The 17,303-nt window shown below is 67.2% G+C and carries 22 protein-coding genes and 1 tRNA gene; 12 read left to right on the top strand and 11 right to left on the bottom strand.

Annotated elements, in window-relative coordinates; all coding sequences use genetic code 11:
• Nucleotides 1–24: 24 nt before the first annotated feature.
• Nucleotides 25–636 carry an orotate phosphoribosyltransferase gene (gene pyrE / locus KBZ19_RS06400; RefSeq protein WP_399220123.1) on the bottom strand — a complete coding sequence of 204 codons (612 nt, stop codon included), beginning with the start codon at nucleotides 634–636 and terminating at the stop codon, nucleotides 25–27.
• A 251-nt stretch (nucleotides 637–887) separates the two neighbouring features.
• Here pyrE and KBZ19_RS06395 point away from each other — a divergent pair, with 251 nt between their 5' ends.
• The 9 genes from KBZ19_RS06395 to KBZ19_RS06355 all read left to right on the top strand — a co-directional run bounded on the left by KBZ19_RS06395 (nucleotide 888) and on the right by KBZ19_RS06355 (nucleotide 8,627).
• On the top strand, nucleotides 888–1,373 hold the full coding sequence (locus KBZ19_RS06395; RefSeq protein WP_255100297.1) for an occludin/ELL family protein: 486 nt from the start codon (nucleotides 888–890) through the stop codon (nucleotides 1,371–1,373).
• 10 nt (nucleotides 1,374–1,383) lie between these two features.
• Nucleotides 1,384–1,456: transfer RNA gene (locus tag KBZ19_RS06390), tRNA-Ile, on the top strand.
• Between the two features lie 164 nt (nucleotides 1,457–1,620).
• Nucleotides 1,621–2,703, top strand: a complete 1,083-nt coding sequence (locus KBZ19_RS06385) for a class I fructose-bisphosphate aldolase (protein ID WP_094514553.1) — start codon at nucleotides 1,621–1,623, stop codon at nucleotides 2,701–2,703.
• A gap of 374 nt (nucleotides 2,704–3,077) precedes the next feature.
• On the top strand, nucleotides 3,078–3,701 hold the full coding sequence (locus tag KBZ19_RS06380) for a class I SAM-dependent methyltransferase (RefSeq protein WP_255100296.1): 624 nt from the start codon (nucleotides 3,078–3,080) through the stop codon (nucleotides 3,699–3,701).
• Nucleotides 3,702–4,133: 432 nt separating this feature from the next.
• Nucleotides 4,134–4,838 carry a GAP family protein gene (locus KBZ19_RS06375; protein ID WP_255100295.1) on the top strand — a complete coding sequence of 235 codons (705 nt, stop codon included), beginning with the start codon at nucleotides 4,134–4,136 and terminating at the stop codon, nucleotides 4,836–4,838.
• A gap of 450 nt (nucleotides 4,839–5,288) precedes the next feature.
• Nucleotides 5,289–5,666 carry a hypothetical protein gene (locus tag KBZ19_RS06370; protein ID WP_094514557.1) on the top strand — a complete coding sequence of 126 codons (378 nt, stop codon included), beginning with the start codon at nucleotides 5,289–5,291 and terminating at the stop codon, nucleotides 5,664–5,666.
• Nucleotides 5,667–5,973: 307 nt separating this feature from the next.
• Nucleotides 5,974–6,735 carry a class III extradiol ring-cleavage dioxygenase gene (locus tag KBZ19_RS06365; RefSeq protein ID WP_255100294.1) on the top strand — a complete coding sequence of 254 codons (762 nt, stop codon included), beginning with the start codon at nucleotides 5,974–5,976 and terminating at the stop codon, nucleotides 6,733–6,735.
• 267 nt (nucleotides 6,736–7,002) lie between these two features.
• Nucleotides 7,003–7,602, top strand: a complete 600-nt coding sequence (locus KBZ19_RS06360; protein WP_255100293.1) for a TetR/AcrR family transcriptional regulator — start codon at nucleotides 7,003–7,005, stop codon at nucleotides 7,600–7,602.
• 188 nt (nucleotides 7,603–7,790) lie between these two features.
• Complete coding sequence (locus tag KBZ19_RS06355; RefSeq protein ID WP_255100292.1) at nucleotides 7,791–8,627, top strand: SDR family oxidoreductase; 837 nt, start codon at nucleotides 7,791–7,793, stop codon at nucleotides 8,625–8,627.
• A 161-nt stretch (nucleotides 8,628–8,788) separates the two neighbouring features.
• Here the strand turns inward: KBZ19_RS06355 and KBZ19_RS06350 are convergent, their stop codons facing one another.
• Nucleotides 8,789–9,181 carry an MAPEG family protein gene (locus KBZ19_RS06350; protein ID WP_255100291.1) on the bottom strand — a complete coding sequence of 131 codons (393 nt, stop codon included), beginning with the start codon at nucleotides 9,179–9,181 and terminating at the stop codon, nucleotides 8,789–8,791.
• A gap of 26 nt (nucleotides 9,182–9,207) precedes the next feature.
• Nucleotides 9,208–9,738: a DoxX family protein gene (locus tag KBZ19_RS06345; RefSeq protein WP_094514565.1), complete on the bottom strand. Its 531-nt coding sequence runs from the start codon at nucleotides 9,736–9,738 to the stop codon at nucleotides 9,208–9,210.
• Between the two features lie 515 nt (nucleotides 9,739–10,253).
• On the opposite strand from KBZ19_RS06345, the gene KBZ19_RS06340 reads away from it, so the two are divergent.
• Both KBZ19_RS06340 and KBZ19_RS06335 read left to right on the top strand, forming a co-directional pair.
• Nucleotides 10,254–10,505, top strand: a complete 252-nt coding sequence (locus KBZ19_RS06340; RefSeq protein WP_094514568.1) for a hypothetical protein — start codon at nucleotides 10,254–10,256, stop codon at nucleotides 10,503–10,505.
• 136 nt (nucleotides 10,506–10,641) lie between these two features.
• Complete coding sequence (locus tag KBZ19_RS06335; protein ID WP_255100697.1) at nucleotides 10,642–11,247, top strand: peroxiredoxin-like family protein; 606 nt, start codon at nucleotides 10,642–10,644, stop codon at nucleotides 11,245–11,247.
• A 24-nt stretch (nucleotides 11,248–11,271) separates the two neighbouring features.
• Here KBZ19_RS06335 and KBZ19_RS06330 read toward each other — a convergent pair whose 3' ends face one another.
• From KBZ19_RS06330 to KBZ19_RS06305, 6 genes are all read right to left on the bottom strand, one after another.
• The gene (locus KBZ19_RS06330; protein ID WP_255100290.1) at nucleotides 11,272–11,841 is read right to left on the bottom strand and encodes a pyridoxamine 5'-phosphate oxidase family protein; all 570 of its coding nucleotides are present in this window, start codon (nucleotides 11,839–11,841) and stop codon (nucleotides 11,272–11,274) included.
• A complete protein-coding gene (locus KBZ19_RS06325) occupies nucleotides 11,838–12,314 on the bottom strand; it encodes a hypothetical protein (protein WP_315856329.1) in 477 nt (158 codons plus the stop codon). Before KBZ19_RS06325 ends, KBZ19_RS06330 begins: the two co-directional genes overlap by 4 nt.
• Nucleotides 12,315–12,330: 16 nt before the next feature.
• Complete coding sequence (locus tag KBZ19_RS06320) at nucleotides 12,331–13,734, bottom strand: NAD(P)-binding protein (RefSeq protein ID WP_255100289.1); 1,404 nt, start codon at nucleotides 13,732–13,734, stop codon at nucleotides 12,331–12,333.
• On the bottom strand, nucleotides 13,724–13,906 hold the full coding sequence (locus KBZ19_RS06315; RefSeq protein ID WP_255100288.1) for a hypothetical protein: 183 nt from the start codon (nucleotides 13,904–13,906) through the stop codon (nucleotides 13,724–13,726). Before KBZ19_RS06315 ends, KBZ19_RS06320 begins: the two co-directional genes overlap by 11 nt.
• 105 nt (nucleotides 13,907–14,011) lie before the next feature.
• Nucleotides 14,012–14,488 carry a redox protein gene (locus KBZ19_RS06310; RefSeq protein ID WP_094514580.1) on the bottom strand — a complete coding sequence of 159 codons (477 nt, stop codon included), beginning with the start codon at nucleotides 14,486–14,488 and terminating at the stop codon, nucleotides 14,012–14,014.
• A gap of 126 nt (nucleotides 14,489–14,614) precedes the next feature.
• A complete protein-coding gene (locus tag KBZ19_RS06305) occupies nucleotides 14,615–14,836 on the bottom strand; it encodes a hypothetical protein (protein ID WP_255100287.1) in 222 nt (73 codons plus the stop codon).
• Between the two features lie 121 nt (nucleotides 14,837–14,957).
• Between KBZ19_RS06305 and KBZ19_RS06300 the strand changes: the two genes are divergently transcribed.
• Nucleotides 14,958–15,119, top strand: a complete 162-nt coding sequence (locus KBZ19_RS06300) for a hypothetical protein (RefSeq protein ID WP_255100286.1) — start codon at nucleotides 14,958–14,960, stop codon at nucleotides 15,117–15,119.
• Nucleotides 15,120–15,164: 45 nt separating this feature from the next.
• Here the strand turns inward: KBZ19_RS06300 and cobA are convergent, their stop codons facing one another.
• Both cobA and KBZ19_RS06290 read right to left on the bottom strand, forming a co-directional pair.
• The gene (gene cobA, locus KBZ19_RS06295) at nucleotides 15,165–15,989 is read right to left on the bottom strand and encodes a uroporphyrinogen-III C-methyltransferase (RefSeq protein WP_094514585.1); all 825 of its coding nucleotides are present in this window, start codon (nucleotides 15,987–15,989) and stop codon (nucleotides 15,165–15,167) included.
• Nucleotides 15,986–17,281 (bottom strand): CbiX/SirB N-terminal domain-containing protein, encoded by a 1,296-nt coding sequence (locus KBZ19_RS06290; protein ID WP_255100285.1) that lies wholly within the window; start codon nucleotides 17,279–17,281, stop codon nucleotides 15,986–15,988. Before KBZ19_RS06290 ends, cobA begins: the two co-directional genes overlap by 4 nt.
• Between the last annotated feature and the right edge of the window lie 22 nt (nucleotides 17,282–17,303).

Here is a 17,303-nt window from a genome sequence, read left to right as displayed (position 1 = left end):
ATCACCGCCGGGATCGGGGCGGGATCAGTTGCTGGCGGTTGGGGAGTGGTTGCTTGCGGCTGCTTCGTTGTTGCCGGCGGCCGCGGCGATCTCCTCCAGCAGGAACAGGCTGCGCAGTTCCAGCCCGGCTGCGGTCATCGCCTCGAGGCCGCCTTCCTGCCGATCCACGATCGTGACCACCCGCTGCACCACATAGCCGGCCTCCCGCAGTTGCCGCACCGCCTTGAGCGACGACCCGCCGGTGGTGACCACGTCTTCCAGCACGGTGATCGTGCTGCCGGCGGCGGGGAGGGGGCCTTCCAGCCAGGCACCGGTGCCGTGGCCTTTTGCCTCCTTGCGCACGATCAGGGCATCCAGCGGCCGCCCCACCAGCGCCGCCGCCAACGCGACGCCGCTCACCAACGGATCGGCGCCGAGGGTGAGCCCGGCGACGGCCAGCGCGCCGTCTTCCACCTGCTCCAGCATCAGCTCCGCCAGCAGGGCCAGCCCGTAACCGCTGAGGCTCACCGGTTTGCAGTTCACGTAATGGTCGCTGCTGCGCCCGGAGGCCAGGGTGAAACGGCCATGGCGATAGGCGCGGTCGGCCAGCAGCGGCAGCAGGGCGCGGCGCCGTTCCGCCCGATCAGCGGGGGGCAGCGGGGTGGCCGGAGCGGCGGCAAGGGAGTCGGGAACGGCGGACACTGGCAACTTTCCGGCTTGCTGACTTAGTTTGCGCTCAAATAGCCAGCTCCTGCCTGCAACGGGCACGGGCGTCTCTGGTGCTTCCGATGACCCGCCCCACCCCTTCTGCTGTGGCTCCCACCCGCTCCGTTGCATCCCTGGCGTGGCCTTCCATGATGCGGCCGGGTCTCGTTGCATGGCTGGTGGCGGCTGGTGGCCTGGCGGTCATGACCACAGCCCCTGCGTTGGCCGACCCGGTGGTCTGCACCACAACGGTGGAGGCCGGTGCCTCCGGTTCGGGCCCAGGCCGCGCGGCGCCGGTGGAGGTCACCCGCTGCGGCGTGGTGGAAGCCACCGACACCCTCTTCATGCGGCGCGCCTTCAGTTGGCGCTCACCGTTTGCGGCGGGGGTGAACATCCTTCATCAGGCCACCGATATCCTCGGCATCGCGATGGGTGGGCCGGAAGGCAACCGCGTGATGGGACTGGGCTTTCCTGATCAGGCGATCATCTGGGATGGGAGCGCCATCAACAACACCGTCAACGCGGCGATGGAAGAACTCAGCTCGCCGATTCCGTTTCGCACAGCTGACCTGCCCAGCCAGTTCACCAGCAGTCTGCAGGGTTCCGGTGAATCGATGGCACCGCATCAGCTGGATGATGGCGCAGTACCCCCGTCGATGTGGTCACGGCCGATCCGCGGCTTGTGGTGAGCGGCACGCTGGGGGTCTAGCAATCTGGTGAATGCAGCGGACTCATAATCCGCCTAAGCCGGGTTCGATCCCCGGGACCCCCATCAAACAATTGTCGCCGGCTCATTGCGGCGCAAGCGGTGCGGCCTTCCGGAAGCAGCCACCAGCTGGATTCATTCCACACCGCGCCGTTGACACCGCCCTCTGCCCCACTTAAGGAGAGGTCGGAGCCGATCGGTTCTGCTGTTTGTTTCCCGCACCGGAATCGATGAGCCTCGAGAGCTTTCGCGATGAACTGGCCAGCACAGCCTGCACGCTGGCGGCCCGGGGCAAGGGACTGCTGGCCGCCGATGAATCCACCGGCACGATCGGCAAACGCTTCGAGGCCATCGGTGTGGACAACACCGAGGCGAACCGCCGCGCTTACCGCAGCCTGCTGGCCACCACACCTGAGCTCAACGAGCACATCAGCGGCGTGATCCTGTTTGAGGAAACCTTGTTTCAAGACAGCGTGAATGCGCTGGGCGAACCAGGTGCGCCGCTCGTGGACTTGTTCCGCAGCAGCGGCATCGTTCCCGGCATCAAGGTGGACCAGGGTCTGGAGCCGCTGGCGGGCGGACTGGAGGGAGAGAGCTGGTGCACCGGCCTGAAGGGACTGCAGGAGCGGGCAACGCACGCCTATGCGCGCGGCGCCCGTTTCGCCAAGTGGCGGGCGGTGCTGAAGATTTCCGCCGAGGGATCCCCCTCGGATCTGTGCGTGCGCGAGAACGCCTGGGGCCTGGCCCGCTATGCGCGCACGGTGCAGGAGGCGGGGCTGGTGCCGATCGTGGAGCCGGAAATCCTGATGGATGGAGACCACGACATCGAAACCACTGCCGCCGTGCAGGAGTGGGTGCTGCGCACGGTGTACAGCGCCCTCAGCCACTGCGGTGTGTTCCTGGAGGGCAGCCTGCTGAAGCCGTCGCTCACCCTGCCGGGCATGGCCTGCGCCACCCCGCCCAGCCCCGACCTGGTGGCTGAGTACACCTTGCGCACGCTGGAGCGCACGGTGCCGGTGAGTGTGCCGGCTGTGCTGTTCCTCTCCGGTGGCCTGAGCGAAGAGGAGGCGAGTGTGTATCTCAACGGCATCAATCAAGCCACCACGCCAGCGCCGTGGCACCTGGGCTTTTCCTACGGCCGTGCGCTGCAGCAGTCGTGCCTGAAGCACTGGGCTGGCCACGATCTGGCCTCCGGCCAGCAGGCGCTGTTGGCGCGTGCCCGGGCCAATGGCCTGGCGTCTCAGGGCCTCTATGCGCCCGGCTCAGAACCCTCCGATGGTGCGCCGTTGTTTGAGGCGAATTACAGCTATTAGGGGTGGGTTTTGATACGACGTTGGTGCGTTCCGGGCTGTGGGGTTAAATGCCTGACGATCTGAGCGGTTGACTGCTCGAGGACCTGAGGCCTGGGACGCTGGTCATGGATAAGGTCATCGTCAGTTGCGGCATTGATTGACACCCATCTGCCGAATGGGTGGCAGATGGATGTTCTGCTCTTCCTTGATGGCCATGTAGGCAGGATGTAGATGGCAATGGCGTTTGGCTGTCGTGAGTGGCAGAAGGCAGTGGGAGCGCCCAGATCCCTCTTGGCTGTGATGGCAAATGTCTGGAGAGAGTCTAAGATTGAACACTATCAGTTGATCTCGTTGTGGCCTCAGTTGATTGCGGCGGATTCCTGCATCGCTACTTCTTGGAAAACTCTTCCAAGCTCATGCATAAATGGATTCATTACTTTGATATCTATGAGCGACATTTCTCAAGATTCCGCAACGCCGCTCCGGTGATCCTTGAGATCGGGGTTTTTGGTGGCGGTTCTTTAGCTATGTGGAAGGAGTATTTCGGTCCCGGCGCACAGGTTCTTGGTCTTGACATCAATCCAGATTGCAAGCGGCATGAGGGCGAAGGTGTTGAGATCTTCGTTGGTAGCCAGGATGATCCTGCGGTGATCGAGCGGATCTTCAGCCGCTATCCACGAATCGATATTGTCTTGGATGATGGCAGCCATCGGATGAGCCACATGGTCTCTTCGTTTGAATTGCTTTATGAACGCATTCATCCCAGAGGCGTTTACATGGTGGAAGATACGCATACTTGCTATTGGGATGAGTATGAAGGTGGGATTGGAAGATCGGGGAGCTTTGTAGAGTTCGCGAAGGGAAAGATTGATGAGATCAATGCCGTGCATGCGCGGGGTGCCTTGCCGATTTCCTCATTCACCCGCACCACAGACTGCATCTCGATCTACGACAGTGTGGTCGTCTTTGAAAAGCAACCTCAAGGTACGAGGCAGGCGCCGATTACAGAGCCATTATGATGTTTCGTCTTCAAGCGATGGGATCAATTTCTGGCTATTGGTCTTGTGGCATCGTTGGTTTTTTCCTTGGATCATTGAATTGATCATCGATCTTCCAATGGCTTCGCGGAGTCGCGGCGCGTTGTGGTCAGGTGGTTTTTCACAGAGCTGAGCCCAGGTCTTGTGAGGGCTCCACGACGGTCGGTCCGATCGGGAGGATACCTGCACACTTGTCAGCGAGAACCACGGGATTGAACACATCGGATTTGCTGCCAATTGATCGTCAGCGACCATCTGGCTGATTATCTTTGGCCTATCTCCCCCACACCATGACCATGGTGATCTCAGCGCTCCAGCATCACCTCCTGCTCAGGATTCAGTCGTCCAACAAAAGCCTGCTGACTTTCCACCTTCCTCCCATACAATCCAGCTCCCGGCTGGATCGGTGCGAGCGTGGGCCTGCTTCTTGTTTTGGTGGCGATCGGCCTGGTTGACAGTCTGTCGATGGTTCCCCTGGCTCTGGTGCCGATGACGGTGGCGCTTGGTAGCCGTCGTCCCGTGGCCCTTGCGGGTTCGTTTGTGGCGGGGGTTTATGTGGTGTATGTGTGCTTTGGCCTTTTGTTGTTGTTAGGAGCAGAAGCCTTCACAGCGCACTTCGGTGCAGGTCTTGCACGCCTCTGGAATCAACCCCAGGCACTGGAGTTGGTGATTCAGATCCTGGTGGGACTGTTGCTGCTGGCCTCCCCCTGGCTCATGCAGCGATCAACCACCGCCAAACCACAGGAGGCCCCAACAACCGGCAATTCACCGGCCGCCATGGCGGTGCTCGGGGGCAGCTTGGTGTTGGTGGGCCTTCCGGGCGCCGTGCCCTACCTCGCGGCTGTGGAGCGGATCGTGCAACATGACCCGCAGGGGCTGGCGGGAGTCGCCTATCTCCTCGTTTATAACCTCATCTTTGTGCTGCCTCTGCTCAGCCTGATCGGGCTGCGTTTCCTCTTTCCGCAGCGGGCCGGCAGGATCTTTCAGTCGTTGGCCTCGCTCAGTCTGTCGGTGCTGCCGAAGCTCACAGCGGCGGTGGTGGTGGTGCTTGGCTTGGTGCTGGTGGCCGACGGCATCGGTTGGTTTCTCGGTCATCCCTTGCTGCCGGTGTCGAGCTGACATGCACGAGTGGTTCATTCACCTGTGCCAGCTGCGATCCATCTCCGATCACCATGGTTTTGCATCCATGGGCCAGAGGATGAAAACCTCAACCCATCAGCAGAACCATCAGGAGCAGGCTCAGTCCCTGCCTGGCCTCAGTCCCTGCCTGGCAGTGGCTGGCAAGCTGCTGCCGCGCTTGTTCGTGATGTGGTTAGCGCGGAGTAGGCCTTTACCAATGATGACACTTGCCAGACAGGTGGGCCTCATTCAGTTATGTTTGCGCTTCGGATGATCGGTGTAGTCATGGGGTTGCAATCTATGTTTCTCAAGTCCTTGCGCTTGCTTTGTTCTGCTAGGCCGGTTCGGCGTTCGTTCCGTCTTCCGGGTGAATCTTCGCGGCCTCTTTCGGCGGCTTGTTCGGCGCCACACTCCTTGCAAAGGTCTGCGCGCCGCTGGTGGGCCATCCCCTTGCTGGTGATTCCGTTCACAGTGGCGCAGGCCCCAATCGCCTCCGCTCAGTCAACGAAGTTCGCCTTGGCCTGCATCGGCACCGAAACCGGTTATTCCGTGAACTTCGCTTATCGCTGGGGCAGCTCAGGTGAGTGGACGTCTGCCACCGTGGCACCCGGAAAGTGGCTGAAATTGACCTGGAACTACAAGTTTGCAGGCGAGAATAAATCGCCTGCGCTCAATGTGCGCTACGACGACAACACCACCGGCGTCACCAATATCGTACGCACCCCTCTGAAGGCTTACGCGGCCACCCAATCCGATTGCGAAGACCAGGGTAAAACCTTCAACTTCTACCAGCGAGGCACGGAGCTGTACATCTCCGAGGAAGACTGACCACCGGCTTCGCTGATGGGGCGGCCTTTCCTTCCCGGCCATTGCTGCTGCCGCTACGTCTGTCGTCGCTGCTGCTGCCTCCCTGCTGCAGGCAGTGGTTCTCCCCTGTGCGTCTGCTCTACAGTTGCTCTGACAGTTCTGGGGTTTGGGTGATGGGCTCAGTGCCTTTCATAACCTTGGGCTCAATGCTTTGCATGGCCTTGGGCACTGGCGCTCATCCACCCAGGCAGCTGTGCAAGCAGCTTTGCATCAGGAGTGATCAGTGCAGCGACGCCGGGGTCTGTTTCTCTCCCATGGTGGTGGTCCATTGCCTTTGCTTGGTGATGCGGCCCATGCCGAAATGGTTGCTTGCCTGACAACCATTGCCGCCACGATCGAGCGGCCTTCCGCCATCCTTGTGGTGAGTGCCCATTGGGAAGAGCAGCAACCCACTGTGACTGCCGGCGCGAATCCGTCGCTTCTCTATGACTACAGCGGATTTCCAAACGAGTCGTACGAGATTCAGTATCCATGCCCAGGTGATCCGCCGCTGGCGTGCGCCATCGCTGCGGCGCTGGCTGAAGTTGGCATCGAGGCCCGCCTCACGACCACGAGAGGATTGGATCATGGCCTGTTCGTGCCTCTGAAGATCATGTTTCCCGCGGCAGAGATCCCGTGCGTGCAGCTGTCTTTGCTTCGCAGCCTGGATCCTGCCCAGCATCTGGCCCTGGGCCGTGCCCTGCAAGGCCTGGCAGATCCGGGGTTGCTGCTGATCGGTTCGGGCTTCTCCTTCCACAACATGAAGGCCTTCTTCACGCCCGATACAGCTGAATCCAAGGCGATGAATGGGGCCTTCGAGAACTGGTTGCTCGACACCTGTTCCAACCGCCAGCTCGCTGAACAGGAGCGCAGCCAGCGTCTGCTCCATTGGCAGGACGCCCCTTTTGCCCGCTACTGCCATCCCAGGGAAGAGCATCTTCTGCCGCTGCATGTCTGCTATGGCTATGCGGCCTCGGCCTGTTCCAGCAGCTACGAACTACAGATCCTTCACAAGCGAGCGTGCATGGTGCTCTGGGAGGTTGAGGCCTAGGACGGTGCTGACACTGTCTGGGGAAGCCGGGTGATGCGGGGTGAACACTTCAAATCCATCTCCTGCTGCGCCCCTGAATGACTGCCGCTCGCCGAGATACGGCTTGAAGTGCCTCTCTGTTCAGCCTCACGGAATTGCGACGGGAGCGCCCAAGCGTTGTTCCGCAGCTTCCCAGCTGTGCTTTCCCATCGGGGTTGTTCATGCCTGCAGCTGAGCCACCCGCTGCGCGGCGGGTGAGGCCCACGGATTCATGGCATGATGCTCATCATGCGATACGCCGACGGTCACAAGCAGGCTGTGCGTGAGCGCATCCTGCGCGCTGCCGCTGCTGAATTTCGCCGTCAGGGGCTCTCGGGTATCGGCATCCCGGCGCTGATGAAGCAGGCCGGCCTCACCCATGGCGCCTTCTATTCCCATTTCCAGAGCCGCGATGCCCTGGTGGCTGAAGCCATCCGCACGGCAGCCGCCGCCAGCGCCGAGGGCCCGCTGGCTGAGGAGCTTTCGCTGGAGCAGAGCCTTGCCTTCTACCTCTCGCCCGAGCACGTCGCTCACCCGGAGCGGGGCTGCGTGATCGCGGCGCTTGGGGGTGAGGGGGGTCGCCAGCCGGCGTCCGTGCGCGCCGCCTTTGCCGTTGCGGCCCATGGGTTGCTCGCGGCGATCGAGCGCAAGTTGCCCGCCCGTCCGCCCGCCAAAGTGCCCTGCGGGGACGAGCCCGGCGATGCCACCCCCAGTGATGCAGCGCTGCAGCTGGCGTCGGCCATGGTGGGAGCGGTGCTGCTGGCGCGCCTGGTCGACGATCCCGTTCTGGCCAGGCGCCTGCTGGAGGCGGTGGCCCGCCCTGTTGGCCCCGGAGCCGGACGTGGCTGAGCTGGGCCACGCCCCTGCCGGATCCGTCCCCTCTCTTTTTTGCTCAATGGCATGACGCACGTCATGGCTAACACCCGGAACTGCCTTTCGCCTGCCGCTGCCTATCCCCGCCGCGCTCCAATCCACTCCCCGCCTGTACACCAGCCGCGCTCCATCCGTTCCCCAGTCGTTCCAGTCGCTACCCAGCAATGACAGCCGCCCGTACCCGCCGTCAGCAGCATTTCCTCAGCCGCTACGGACCCTGGGCCGTGGTGACCGGGGCCTCTTCCGGCATCGGCCGTGCCCTGGCCTGCCACCTGGCGGAGACGGGGCTGAACCTGGTGCTGGTGGCCCGCAGCCGCCCTGCGCTCGATGGCCTTGCCGCCCAGCTCGCTGCCCGGCACGGCGTGCAGCTGCGCGTGCTGGATCTGGATCTGGCGCGGGACGACCAGCTCGCTGTGCTTCGTGCCGCCACGGATCCGCTGGAGGTGGGTCTGCTGGTGGCCGCCGCGGGTTTCGGGAGCTCGGGCCCCTTCCTCGATGCCGACCTCACCAGCGAAACCGAGCTGCTGATGGTGAACGGCCGAGCGCTGATGCAGGCCTGTTTCCATTTCGGGCGCCGCTTTCGCGCCCGGGGCCGGGGTGGTCTGGTGTTGCTCAGCTCGATCGTGGGCTTTCAGGGGATGCCCTACGCCGCCCATTACGCCGCCACCAAGGCCTACGTGCAGGCCCTGGCGGAAGCGCTGCAGGTGGAGCTCAGCGCCTGCGGCGTGGATGTGCTGGCGGCTGCGCCGGGGCCCACCCACAGCGGCTTCGCGAGCCGGGCCGGCCTGCGCCTTGGCCATGCTCTCGACCCCGAAGCGATCGCCCAGCCGATCCTTGAGGCCCTCGGGCGTCAAGGCACCGTGCTGCCCGGCGCCCTCTCCAAGCTGTTGACCTACGCCCTGGTCCCCCTGCCGCGCTGGGTGCGGGTGAGGATCATGGGCCAGGTCATGCGTGGGATGACCAGCACACACTCGCCAGCAACGAAGACAAGCAGGAGCTGAAGAGCGAAGCGAGGACTGGGAAGCAACAACTGAGGTGCAGCACCAGCAGCACCAGCAGTAGCTGAGGAGCAGCCTCGAAGCAGAAGGCCCGAACCGTTCCTCCTGACCTGAACTGTTCCTCCTGGAATGCCAAGGCCTGCGCGGCGCCACCCTGTCGGGGTTCAGCCCAGCCTGGCGAGCACACCCACCAGGGCCATGACCAGCAGCACGATGCTGCTGGTGAAGCTGATTGCGAAACCGGCGGCCCGTTTCTCGGCCGCCTGGAGGTAGCCGACGGCGAAGGCCACGCGGCCGCCCACCCAGACGAAGCCCAGCGCTGTGGCCACCGGCTCACTGCTGAAGGCCACCGCCAGCCAGAAGCAGGGCAGGAAGACCATCAGCTGTTCCAGAGTGTTCTGCTGCACCCGCAGCGCCCGCTCAAACGGTTCAGGACCCGCCACCGAGGGCGGTTTGACGCCGTGCTTGACGCGAGCCGCGCCCACCAGCATCACGGTGGCAAGAAAGCCGACCATGGCCACGAGGGTGACCAGGGCCGGTAGTGGGGGAATCGGCATGTCCGCTCAGCGGGGAGATTCGATTCTCAGAGGGAGGTCGGAGCAGCGGTGGCTGCTCGGTTGAGGGGCACGCTGCTGGACATGGCCGCGCTGCCGGCGGCTGCGGCGGTCTGGGGCTGGCGGGCGCCGAGCAGGCCGCTGAGGATGCCGGCATCAAAGGAGAAGCGGCCCGGGCCGTTCAGCAGGATCGCCAGGCTGCCGCCCAGGTACAGCACCACCAGTTCCAGCACGTAGATGTTGAAGCCGCTGGTGAGGATGTGGTGGTAAGCCGCCACGCCCATCGTTCCGGCCAGGGCCAGCGCACCGATCGGTGTGAAGAAACCCAGGATCACGCACCAGGAGCCGAGGATTTCCGAGAAGCCCGCCACTTCGGCGAAGAACACCGGGAAGGGCAGGTGCAACGGCACCACGTAATTGGTGGCGAAGGTCTGCGGATCTGCCAGCTTCTCCTGGCCGTGGTGGATCATCATCGCGCCGATGGCCAGGCGCAGGATCAGCAGGCCGGTGTTGGCGAGGAAGCCTTCCCGCAGCACGTAGCGGGACAGAAAGGAGGTCATGGGTGCAGCCGGAGCGGTGGTGAGGGGGGAAGAAGGGGGAAAGGGACGGGGGCGGGAATTCTGAGAAAAGCGGAGCTGGCAGCGCCGGCTCAGAGCTGTCCCTGGGAAGGGCCGGCCAGCCCGGCGGCCCAGAGGGCAACGGCCGCGGTGAGGAAACCGAGGAACACTTCCAGCAGGGTGAGGGTGGTCATGGACTTTTCATTTCTTTACACACGATGGCGCGACAGGTGAAGAAGTGTGAGGAGACCGGCTTGTGGGCGGGGTCGAGGTCGGGAGGTGGGGTCGGGGCCGAGCGGCTGCGGCGATGACGCGGGTGCGGACTTGGAGCCGTTGGGCCGCAGGAGGCGCCGTGCGCCTGAGCGATTGGTGCACGGAAGTGGCGCCGCACAGGAGCGCTGGAGGCAAGGCAGCGGCTGGCCCTGCGGCTGACTCGGTCTGGCCGTGTGCGGCTCTCGGCCGGGCCCGCGCCGGCCCGCGTCTCGCGACAGGATGTTTACATTCCGCAACATCGGTTCATGACCGTCGGCGAACTCTTCATCGAAACCCTCGCCACCGGGGTGATCACCCCGTCGGAGCTCGATTGGGTCGTGGCCCGTCAGCAGGGCTTTTCGCGGGTCGAGGAGGCCACGGCGCTGCGTCTCGGTCGCCTGCTGGACGACGGCGAAATCCAGCTGGGCTGCCGCCTCTCCTCCGCCAAGCTGCACAACGACCTGATCCGCCAGGAGTGGATCGAACCGCTCGGCCGCCGGCGCCATCGCCAGGGCTGAGTCCGCTCCCTTCTCCTTCTCCCCCGCCATGACCGCTGCCCCCGCCCCTGAAGCGGCTCCAGCTCCCGCCGCAGGAGTGGCCGTCGGCTGCCGCGCCCCTGCCGCGCTGCTGGAGCGCCTGGCCGGCCTGCCCGCCATGGGGCCGGGCCGTCGTCGCCTGGTGCTGCTGTGGCCCCAGCTCGGTGATTTCGACAGCCTCGAGTACGCCCAGGCGCTGGTGCCTGCCCTGCCCCGGCTGCAGTCCGCCGGCATCGAGGTGCTGGCCATCGGTATCAGCCATGGCCCCGGGCGTGAGCGCTTCTGCGCGTTCACCGGCTTCCCCCCGGAGCGGCTGCTGGTGGATTCCGAGCCCCGGCTGCACCGCGCCCTTGACCTGACGGAGGGTCTGGGGGCCAGCGCCGGCCCCTGGCCCGGCCTGCTGCTGATGTGCGCCGGGATCAGCTCGCCGGGCACGCTGGCGGAAGTGCTGCGCGGCTACACCGGCGATCGCCGCACGCCGCTGCGGCCCTTCGAGTTGGCCACCACCCGGCTGCGCAACATGATCGAAGTGCTGGGCCATTGGCGCACCTATGTGCCCCGCGACGACTTCCTCACCCAGCGCGGCGGCACCTTCCTGATCGACGCCGACGACCGTCTGCTCGCCGTGCACCGCGATCCGGGGCTGCTGGGCTTCTCGGCCACCATGCACCGGCCGCTCCAGTTTCTCGAGCCCTTTCTGGAGGGGGAAGCGCTCCCGGATTGAGCGTGTTCTGGCGGCACAGGCGGCTCAGGGATTGAGCGCCTCGCACTGCCAGCCGGTGGCTTCCCGCCAGCGCTGACGGCGGTGCGGTGTGCCGCTGAGCTCCAGCAACTCCACCTGCTGCACCGCAATGCGCAGCAGCAGAAAGTGGGGCGGCAAGGGCGTGCCGTCGGCCAGTTCGCCCGGAAACGCCGCCTGCGGATCGAGTGCCTGCCCCGGCGGCGGCCAGCCCCACAACGCCCGCCCCGCCGGGCTCAGCTGGCGCCAGTGCCGCTCGCGCGCCGCCAGCAGGTCTGCGCCGACCGGCAGCTCCAGGCGCCCGCGCAGGCGGAACTGGCTGCGGGCCTTCGGCAGCAGCCAGCAGAGTTCCACCGCCGGCTGGGTCGCCAGCTCCTCGGCTTTGGCGCTGCGCCCGTCGCTGAGCAGATCGAGCCGCACCGCATCTGCCCAGCCGCGGAACACCAGCGTGCGCACCCGTGGCGTGCCATCGGTGCCCACGCTGGCCAGCTGCAGCCAGCGCGCCGCCGGCGAGCGACCCTCCCGCTCCCGTGCACCGCGCAGCAACACGCGCCAGGCGGGCAGGGCGCTGCTGCTCAAGCGGCGCGCTCGCAGGCGTAGCTGATCACGCCCCCCTGCCGCTGCTGGAAGCGCGGCGCCGCCGGATCCTCCAGGCTCCACCACCACTTGCCGTCGGTGTAGCTGGGGGCGCCGGCGTTGTTGGTGCGCGGCAGCTGCAGCGTCACCCCGCGCCACCGCAGCACCACGAACGCGCCCGGCACCGTGCCCGCCGCCGTGTTGGGAATGCCGATGGCATCAACGGCGCCGTTGTCGGCCAGGGCCAGCAGGGGATCGCCATCGCAGCGGTAAGCCTCGGGACTCGCCGCCAGCGCCGGGGCGGGGGCCTGCAGGAGCGGCAGCAGCACCAGAGCCAGCACAGCAACCATCGCCGCTGCGGCGCGCCCGGCCGTGGCGAACCAGCGGCGGGCCGAGCGCCTGGCTTGGCGCGGCAGTGGCCCTGCCTGGCGCTTCAGTTGCTGCGCCAGAGCCTGCGGCCGGCACATCGGGGGCATGGGCGGCAGGCGGGGCTCAGCCATTGTCTTGCCTCCCTCGGGCCGCCGTGTCGGGACGCGCGTTCCACGCTGAAGACGAACGCCTACCCCCAGCCGTGGCCGTAGCTGAAGCCTCATTCGCTTTTGCAGCCTCACCGGTGGCCTCAGCTGAAGCCTCATGCGCTTCCGCAGCTTCCCCCAGCCCTGAAGTCGTGCCCACTGCTGGCGTGCCAGGGGGGCTCAGCAGCCCCATCAGGCGCTCGGCCAGGTGTTCGCCGCTGCGCCACGCCCCTTCGGCGCGGCCGAATCCGGGTCCGGTCAGGTAGTCACCGCAGAACGCCAGGCGGCTGTGGGCGCAGAGGCTGAGGTCGGCGGGCAACCCCTCGCCGCGGGGAAAAGCGGCGCTCCAGCGCATCAGCTGCCGCTCTCCCGCCGGCGGCTGGCCGGTCGCCTCAGGGAGCCAGGCGGCTAGCGCGGCCTGCACGGCGACCGTGAGTTGCGCGATCAGGGCCTGCTCGCGCTCCGGGTCGAGCTTCACCCCCGGGAGCTGCACAGCGGCGGAGCCCGAGCCCACCGTCTGCAGATGGTCGGCGGCGAGCGCGGCGCTGGAATGGGCCACCACCGCGCAGCGGCCCTGCGCACCGGGCTGGATCGACACGCGCCGCAGCCCCCAGCGGTGCTGGGCGCCGGCTTCGAACTCCAGCAGGCGAAACGGCAGGGCCAGCCAGGGTTCCGCCGCCGCCCCCTCCAGCTGCCAGATCAGGTTGCTGCAAGGCTCCGCGCCCAGGGTGGCGATCACGCGCAGCGCCGCCGCCAGCTGCGGGTCGCCGGCCGCCAGCGCCGCCAGCGGTGCGGGTGCAGCGCCCAGCAGGGCCCGCCCGCGCGGATGCACCAGCAGGGTGCCGCTCAGCACGAGCCAGTCGGCGTCTGCCAGGTGTTCGCCATCGCCGCAGAGCAGGCGCCAGCCGCCGCCTGCCCGTGGTTCCAGCCGCTGGATCAGGCGGGAGCTGTGCAGCGTGCAGCCGGCGCCGGCCAGGGCCAGCAACCCGGCACACACCTGCTCCATGCCACCGCGGCCGCGGTAGCGGCTGCCCTGCAGCAACGGCTCCGGCCCGATCGGCTGCAGGGCGCCGCTGGCATCAAGGCGGGCGCAGGGTTCAGGCCAGGGTTCGATCCAGCCACCCGCCAGCAGTGGCGCCAGCAGCGCCGGCGGCGGATCGGTGGTGATGGTGAGCAGTGGAGCACCGTGGTCGGCCCGCCGCTGCGGATCGTGGCGGGAGTGGCGGGTGCTGGCGCGACCGCCGGGCCCACGCCCGGCTTCCCAGAGGGTGATCGGTGCCGGCCAGCCCAGCTGCGTCAGCTGGGCGGCGAGGGCGCATCCGGCCAGCCCCGCGCCGACGATGGCCAGCTGCGGCTGCGGGCTGCTCGCCTCAGGGGGCATGGACGCGGAGCAGTTGGGCGCCGTAGTCCTCGCTGAACATGGCTTGCAACTGCCAGGCCTCCAGCAGGGTCTTGGCGATGGCGCGCAGGGCTTCGATGTCGTTGCAGTCGTCGATGGTGCGCGAGTGCATCGCCACGGTGAACTCGCGATCGAGGGAGAGGGGAGAAGCCACAGCGTTTTTATAAAACGTTACAAAGCTCGATGCCTTGCTGTGGGTCGGCTCACCGCACCACCCGCTGCTTGCTGCTCACCTCCGCCAGCCCCTGGAGGGCATGTCTCACCAAGTGACGCCGTGCAGCTTCGGTAGCGGTGCTGTCTGGCTGGTGACGGCGTAGAGCTGGGGAATGTTGTGGCTGTTGTAGACGCGGAATTCACGCACCAGCGACGCCCCTTCCTCGCGCACCGCCTGGTTCAGCACCAGCGAGCCATCCGGGTCGGACACCGAGCGGTGGAAGGTGCCGGGCGGAATGCGCAGGATGTCGCCGCCGGTGTCGAGCCGAACGATGTGGAACGGGTAGTTCCAGCCCAGGTTCACCAGGAAGAAGGTGCGGCCGCCGTGCATGGCCAGCAGGTTGTCTTCCTGATGGGGATGCAGATAGAACTGCCACGCCCCGGTGGCGGGGTCGTCGGGGGGGCTCACGGCCGGCCCGGTGTGCACCACCAGATCCCTCGCATTCGAGGTGGGCACGGTGATATCGAAGAAGCGGACCGCCGGGGTATCGCGAAACTTCTCGTAGGGGATCAGCTCAAACATCGGCGCCGGCCGGGGCGAGCGATGCGGGCCCTGTGGCAGAGCGGTTGTGGTCATTGGGGCCACACCGGGCGGAACCGGCGTCAGACGGTGGTCTACCTAAACGATCATCACACTCAGTTGAACGTTTCAACCACTACGGAATGACGTTTTGGGACCGGAAACCGTTCCGGTTGGTTGAATGCGCCACAGAGCTTCAACCGTTGCAAGCGCCGCCGCTGCCCCCTGCCTGCTGACGCCGCTGCTGCCCGCCCCGGCCCTGGCCCAGAGCCAGCGCACGGCCCCCCGCCCCGCCAGCCGCCCCACCAGCCGCCCCACCGTGTCGGTGCCGGCCTTCAAGAACACGGTCACCCAGCAGACCTGGTGGTGGAGCGCGCCAACCTCAAGGAGGTGCTCTCCGAGCAGAAGCTCAGCGAACTCGGCATCGTGCGCAAGGGGCCCAACGCCGCCCAGAAAGGCCAGCTCCCAGGGCGTGAGCCTGTTGCCGGCCGCCAAGGCACTGCGCGCCGCCTTGATCGATGCCTCCAGCTACGTGAGCTGCCTGGACACGCCCACCGATGGCTGCATGGAGGCGTTTGAGGCCCAGGACCGCCAGCGGCGCGAGCGCACCCGCGGCGTGCTCCAGCTCGACTGAGCGCCGAAGGCCAGCCGGGTGTAACGCCGTGCTGAACTCCCGCGTTCAGAAGGGGATCGGCATGTCCACGGCGGCCGGTGCTGGGGCGCAGCCAGCCACCCGCTCCTCCACCACCTGGCCCACCACCACGATCGACGGCGACTGGAACCCCTCCGCCGTCACCCGCGCTGCCAGGCTGCCGAGGTCGGCGATCAGCTGGCGCTGGCCGCTCACGGTGCCCTGCTGGATCACGGCGGCGGGGGTGGTGGACGCCAGGCCGCCCGCCATCAGTTCCTCGCAGATGCGTGGCAGGTTGTGCAGGCCCATGTAGATCACCAGGCCGTCGCTGCAGCGGGCCAGGCCGCGCCAGTCCACCCCGGGGCGCCCTTTGTCGATCTCCTCGTGCCCCGTCACGAAGGTGACGCTCGAGCCGGCGCGCCGATGGGTGACCGGAATGCCCGCATAGGCCGGCGCCGCGATGCCGGCGGTGACCCCCGGCACCACTTCCACAGCCACGCCATGGCGGGCCAGGTGCGCCGCTTCCTCACCGCCCCGGCCGAACAGGAACGGGTCGCCTCCTTTCAGGCGCACCACCAGCCGATGCCGCCGGGCCAGCTCCACCAGCACGGCATTGGTGCTCGGCTGTGGCACGGAATGGTGCCCGCGCCGCTTGCCCACGAAATGGCGCTCACAGCCGGCCGGCGGCAGATCGAGCAGGGCCTTGGGCACCAGCGAGTCGTAGACGAGGGCATCGCACTGGCTGAGCAGCCGGTGGGCCTTGAGCGTGAGCAGCTCGGGATCGCCCGGCCCTGCCCCCACCAGATAAACCTTGCCGCTGGCAGAAACGCCGCTGGAAGGGGAAACGTCGTCCGGCAGGGGCGTGGCTGTCATGGCAGCGCCGCGAGCTGCTCCAGCAGCACACGCTGCAGGCGCGGCCGTTGCAGCAAGGGGGGGCCGAGCTCCAGCGGCAGGCTGTCCGTGAGGCGGTTGGCGGCCAGCGCCAGAGCAAGGACAGGGCTGCGGATCGCCAGTTGGAGCTCCTGTGGATCTGGCGCACTGTATGAAGCGGGCCGGCAACCGGCACCGGTGATCCTGCTCAGGTGCTGCAGGTAGCGCCGGCCCAGCGCCCCGTCCAGGGGGTGGTGCAGCAGCAGCGGCGCTGCGGCCGCCCCCTGTCCCAGCTCCTGCACTTCCTGCGCCAGGGCCTGCTGCCAGCAGCGCCAGGCCCCCAGAAACGGCAGCCGGTGCAGCGGACCCGCCTGACGCCAGCGGGCGGCGATCGCCGGCAGGTCGTGCCGCACATGGCCGCCTGGCACGAGGAACAGGGGCACCAGCGTGGCGCCCTCCGGTCCTTCCGGCCGCGGCGGCAGGGGTGCATGGGGCGACCCCTCCGCTGCGGTGAGCGCCAGCAGCCGGACGCTGGCGCCGCGCTGTTGCTCCAGCGTGTCGCGCAGGGCCAACAGGTCGTCCGGGATCAGACCGCCGCTGCGGCCGTGCACCAGCAGCAGCAGGGGGCTGGGCGGCAGGGCGTGCAGGCGCCGTTGCCGCCGCGCCGCCACGGCCGGATCGAGCCGGTCTGCCGCCAGGCCCAGCAGCAGCGCCCGCCCTCGGGGCAGGCGGGCCAGCAGGTCGACGGCGTCGGAGGCCAGCTGGGGGTCGAGATCGGCCGCCAGCTGCGAGAGCGTGCGGCGCAGCGCCGGCAGCGGCCAGCTGGACAGGCCCACCGCCAGCCCTTCCAGCGCCGCACGGCGCTGCGCCGCCGGGCCCGGCGCCAGCGCCAGCCGGCTGAGCAGGGCGGCATCGGCGGGATCCCGCTGGTGGCCGAGCAACGGCAGCAGCAGGGGGGCCTGCTGGGGAGCGCGCGCCAGCGCCTGCCGCAACAGCTCGGCGCAGCTGGCCTCGCGCCGCCGCCCGATCCGCTCGCCCAGGGCCGGATCGGGCGGGTCCTGCCGCAACCACCAGGCCAGCAGCCGGGGCGCACTGCTGGAATCCAAACGCTCGGCCAGCACGGTGAGCAGGTCGGCCTCCGCGGGCACGCTGCCCGCTTCCAGCGCCGTGAGCCAGGGGGCCAGCTCCAGCTGCGGCCGGCGCCGGAGTTGCTGAAGCCACGGCCAGCGGGCGGGATCACCCGCCGGTGGCAGCTGGGCCGGATCGCCGCTCGGATCGCCGTCGCGAGGCAGCATCGGGTTCGCGGTGGCTGGCTGG

Source organism: Synechococcus sp. L2F, assembly GCF_024345695.1.
Taxonomy (GTDB): Bacteria; Cyanobacteriota; Cyanobacteriia; order PCC-6307; family Cyanobiaceae; genus MW101C3.
This window is presented reverse-complemented; position numbering and strand designations above follow the sequence as displayed.

Excerpts from the sequence above, each read along its gene's own strand:
- KBZ19_RS06325 (WP_315856329.1), bottom strand. The coding sequence starts at position 12,314 with ATGCCCCCGATGTGCCGGCCGCAGGCTCTGGCGCAGCAACTGAAGCGC.
- KBZ19_RS06335 (WP_255100697.1), top strand. The coding sequence starts at position 10,642 with ATGGGGCCGGGCCGTCGTCGCCTGGTGCTGCTGTGGCCCCAGCTCGGT.
- KBZ19_RS06345 (WP_094514565.1), bottom strand. The coding sequence starts at position 9,738 with ATGACCTCCTTTCTGTCCCGCTACGTGCTGCGGGAAGGCTTCCTCGCC.
- KBZ19_RS06290 (WP_255100285.1), bottom strand. The coding sequence starts at position 17,281 with ATGCTGCCTCGCGACGGCGATCCGAGCGGCGATCCGGCCCAGCTGCCA.
- KBZ19_RS06340 (WP_094514568.1), top strand. The coding sequence starts at position 10,254 with ATGACCGTCGGCGAACTCTTCATCGAAACCCTCGCCACCGGGGTGATC.
- KBZ19_RS06395 (WP_255100297.1), top strand. The coding sequence starts at position 888 with ATGACCACAGCCCCTGCGTTGGCCGACCCGGTGGTCTGCACCACAACG.
- KBZ19_RS06355 (WP_255100292.1), top strand. The coding sequence starts at position 7,791 with ATGACAGCCGCCCGTACCCGCCGTCAGCAGCATTTCCTCAGCCGCTAC.
- KBZ19_RS06310 (WP_094514580.1), bottom strand. The coding sequence starts at position 14,488 with ATGTTTGAGCTGATCCCCTACGAGAAGTTTCGCGATACCCCGGCGGTC.
- KBZ19_RS06385 (WP_094514553.1), top strand. The coding sequence starts at position 1,621 with ATGAGCCTCGAGAGCTTTCGCGATGAACTGGCCAGCACAGCCTGCACG.
- KBZ19_RS06350 (WP_255100291.1), bottom strand. The coding sequence starts at position 9,181 with ATGCCGATTCCCCCACTACCGGCCCTGGTCACCCTCGTGGCCATGGTC.
- KBZ19_RS06360 (WP_255100293.1), top strand. The coding sequence starts at position 7,003 with ATGCGATACGCCGACGGTCACAAGCAGGCTGTGCGTGAGCGCATCCTG.
- KBZ19_RS06320 (WP_255100289.1), bottom strand. The coding sequence starts at position 13,734 with ATGCCCCCTGAGGCGAGCAGCCCGCAGCCGCAGCTGGCCATCGTCGGC.
- cobA (WP_094514585.1), bottom strand. The coding sequence starts at position 15,989 with ATGACAGCCACGCCCCTGCCGGACGACGTTTCCCCTTCCAGCGGCGTT.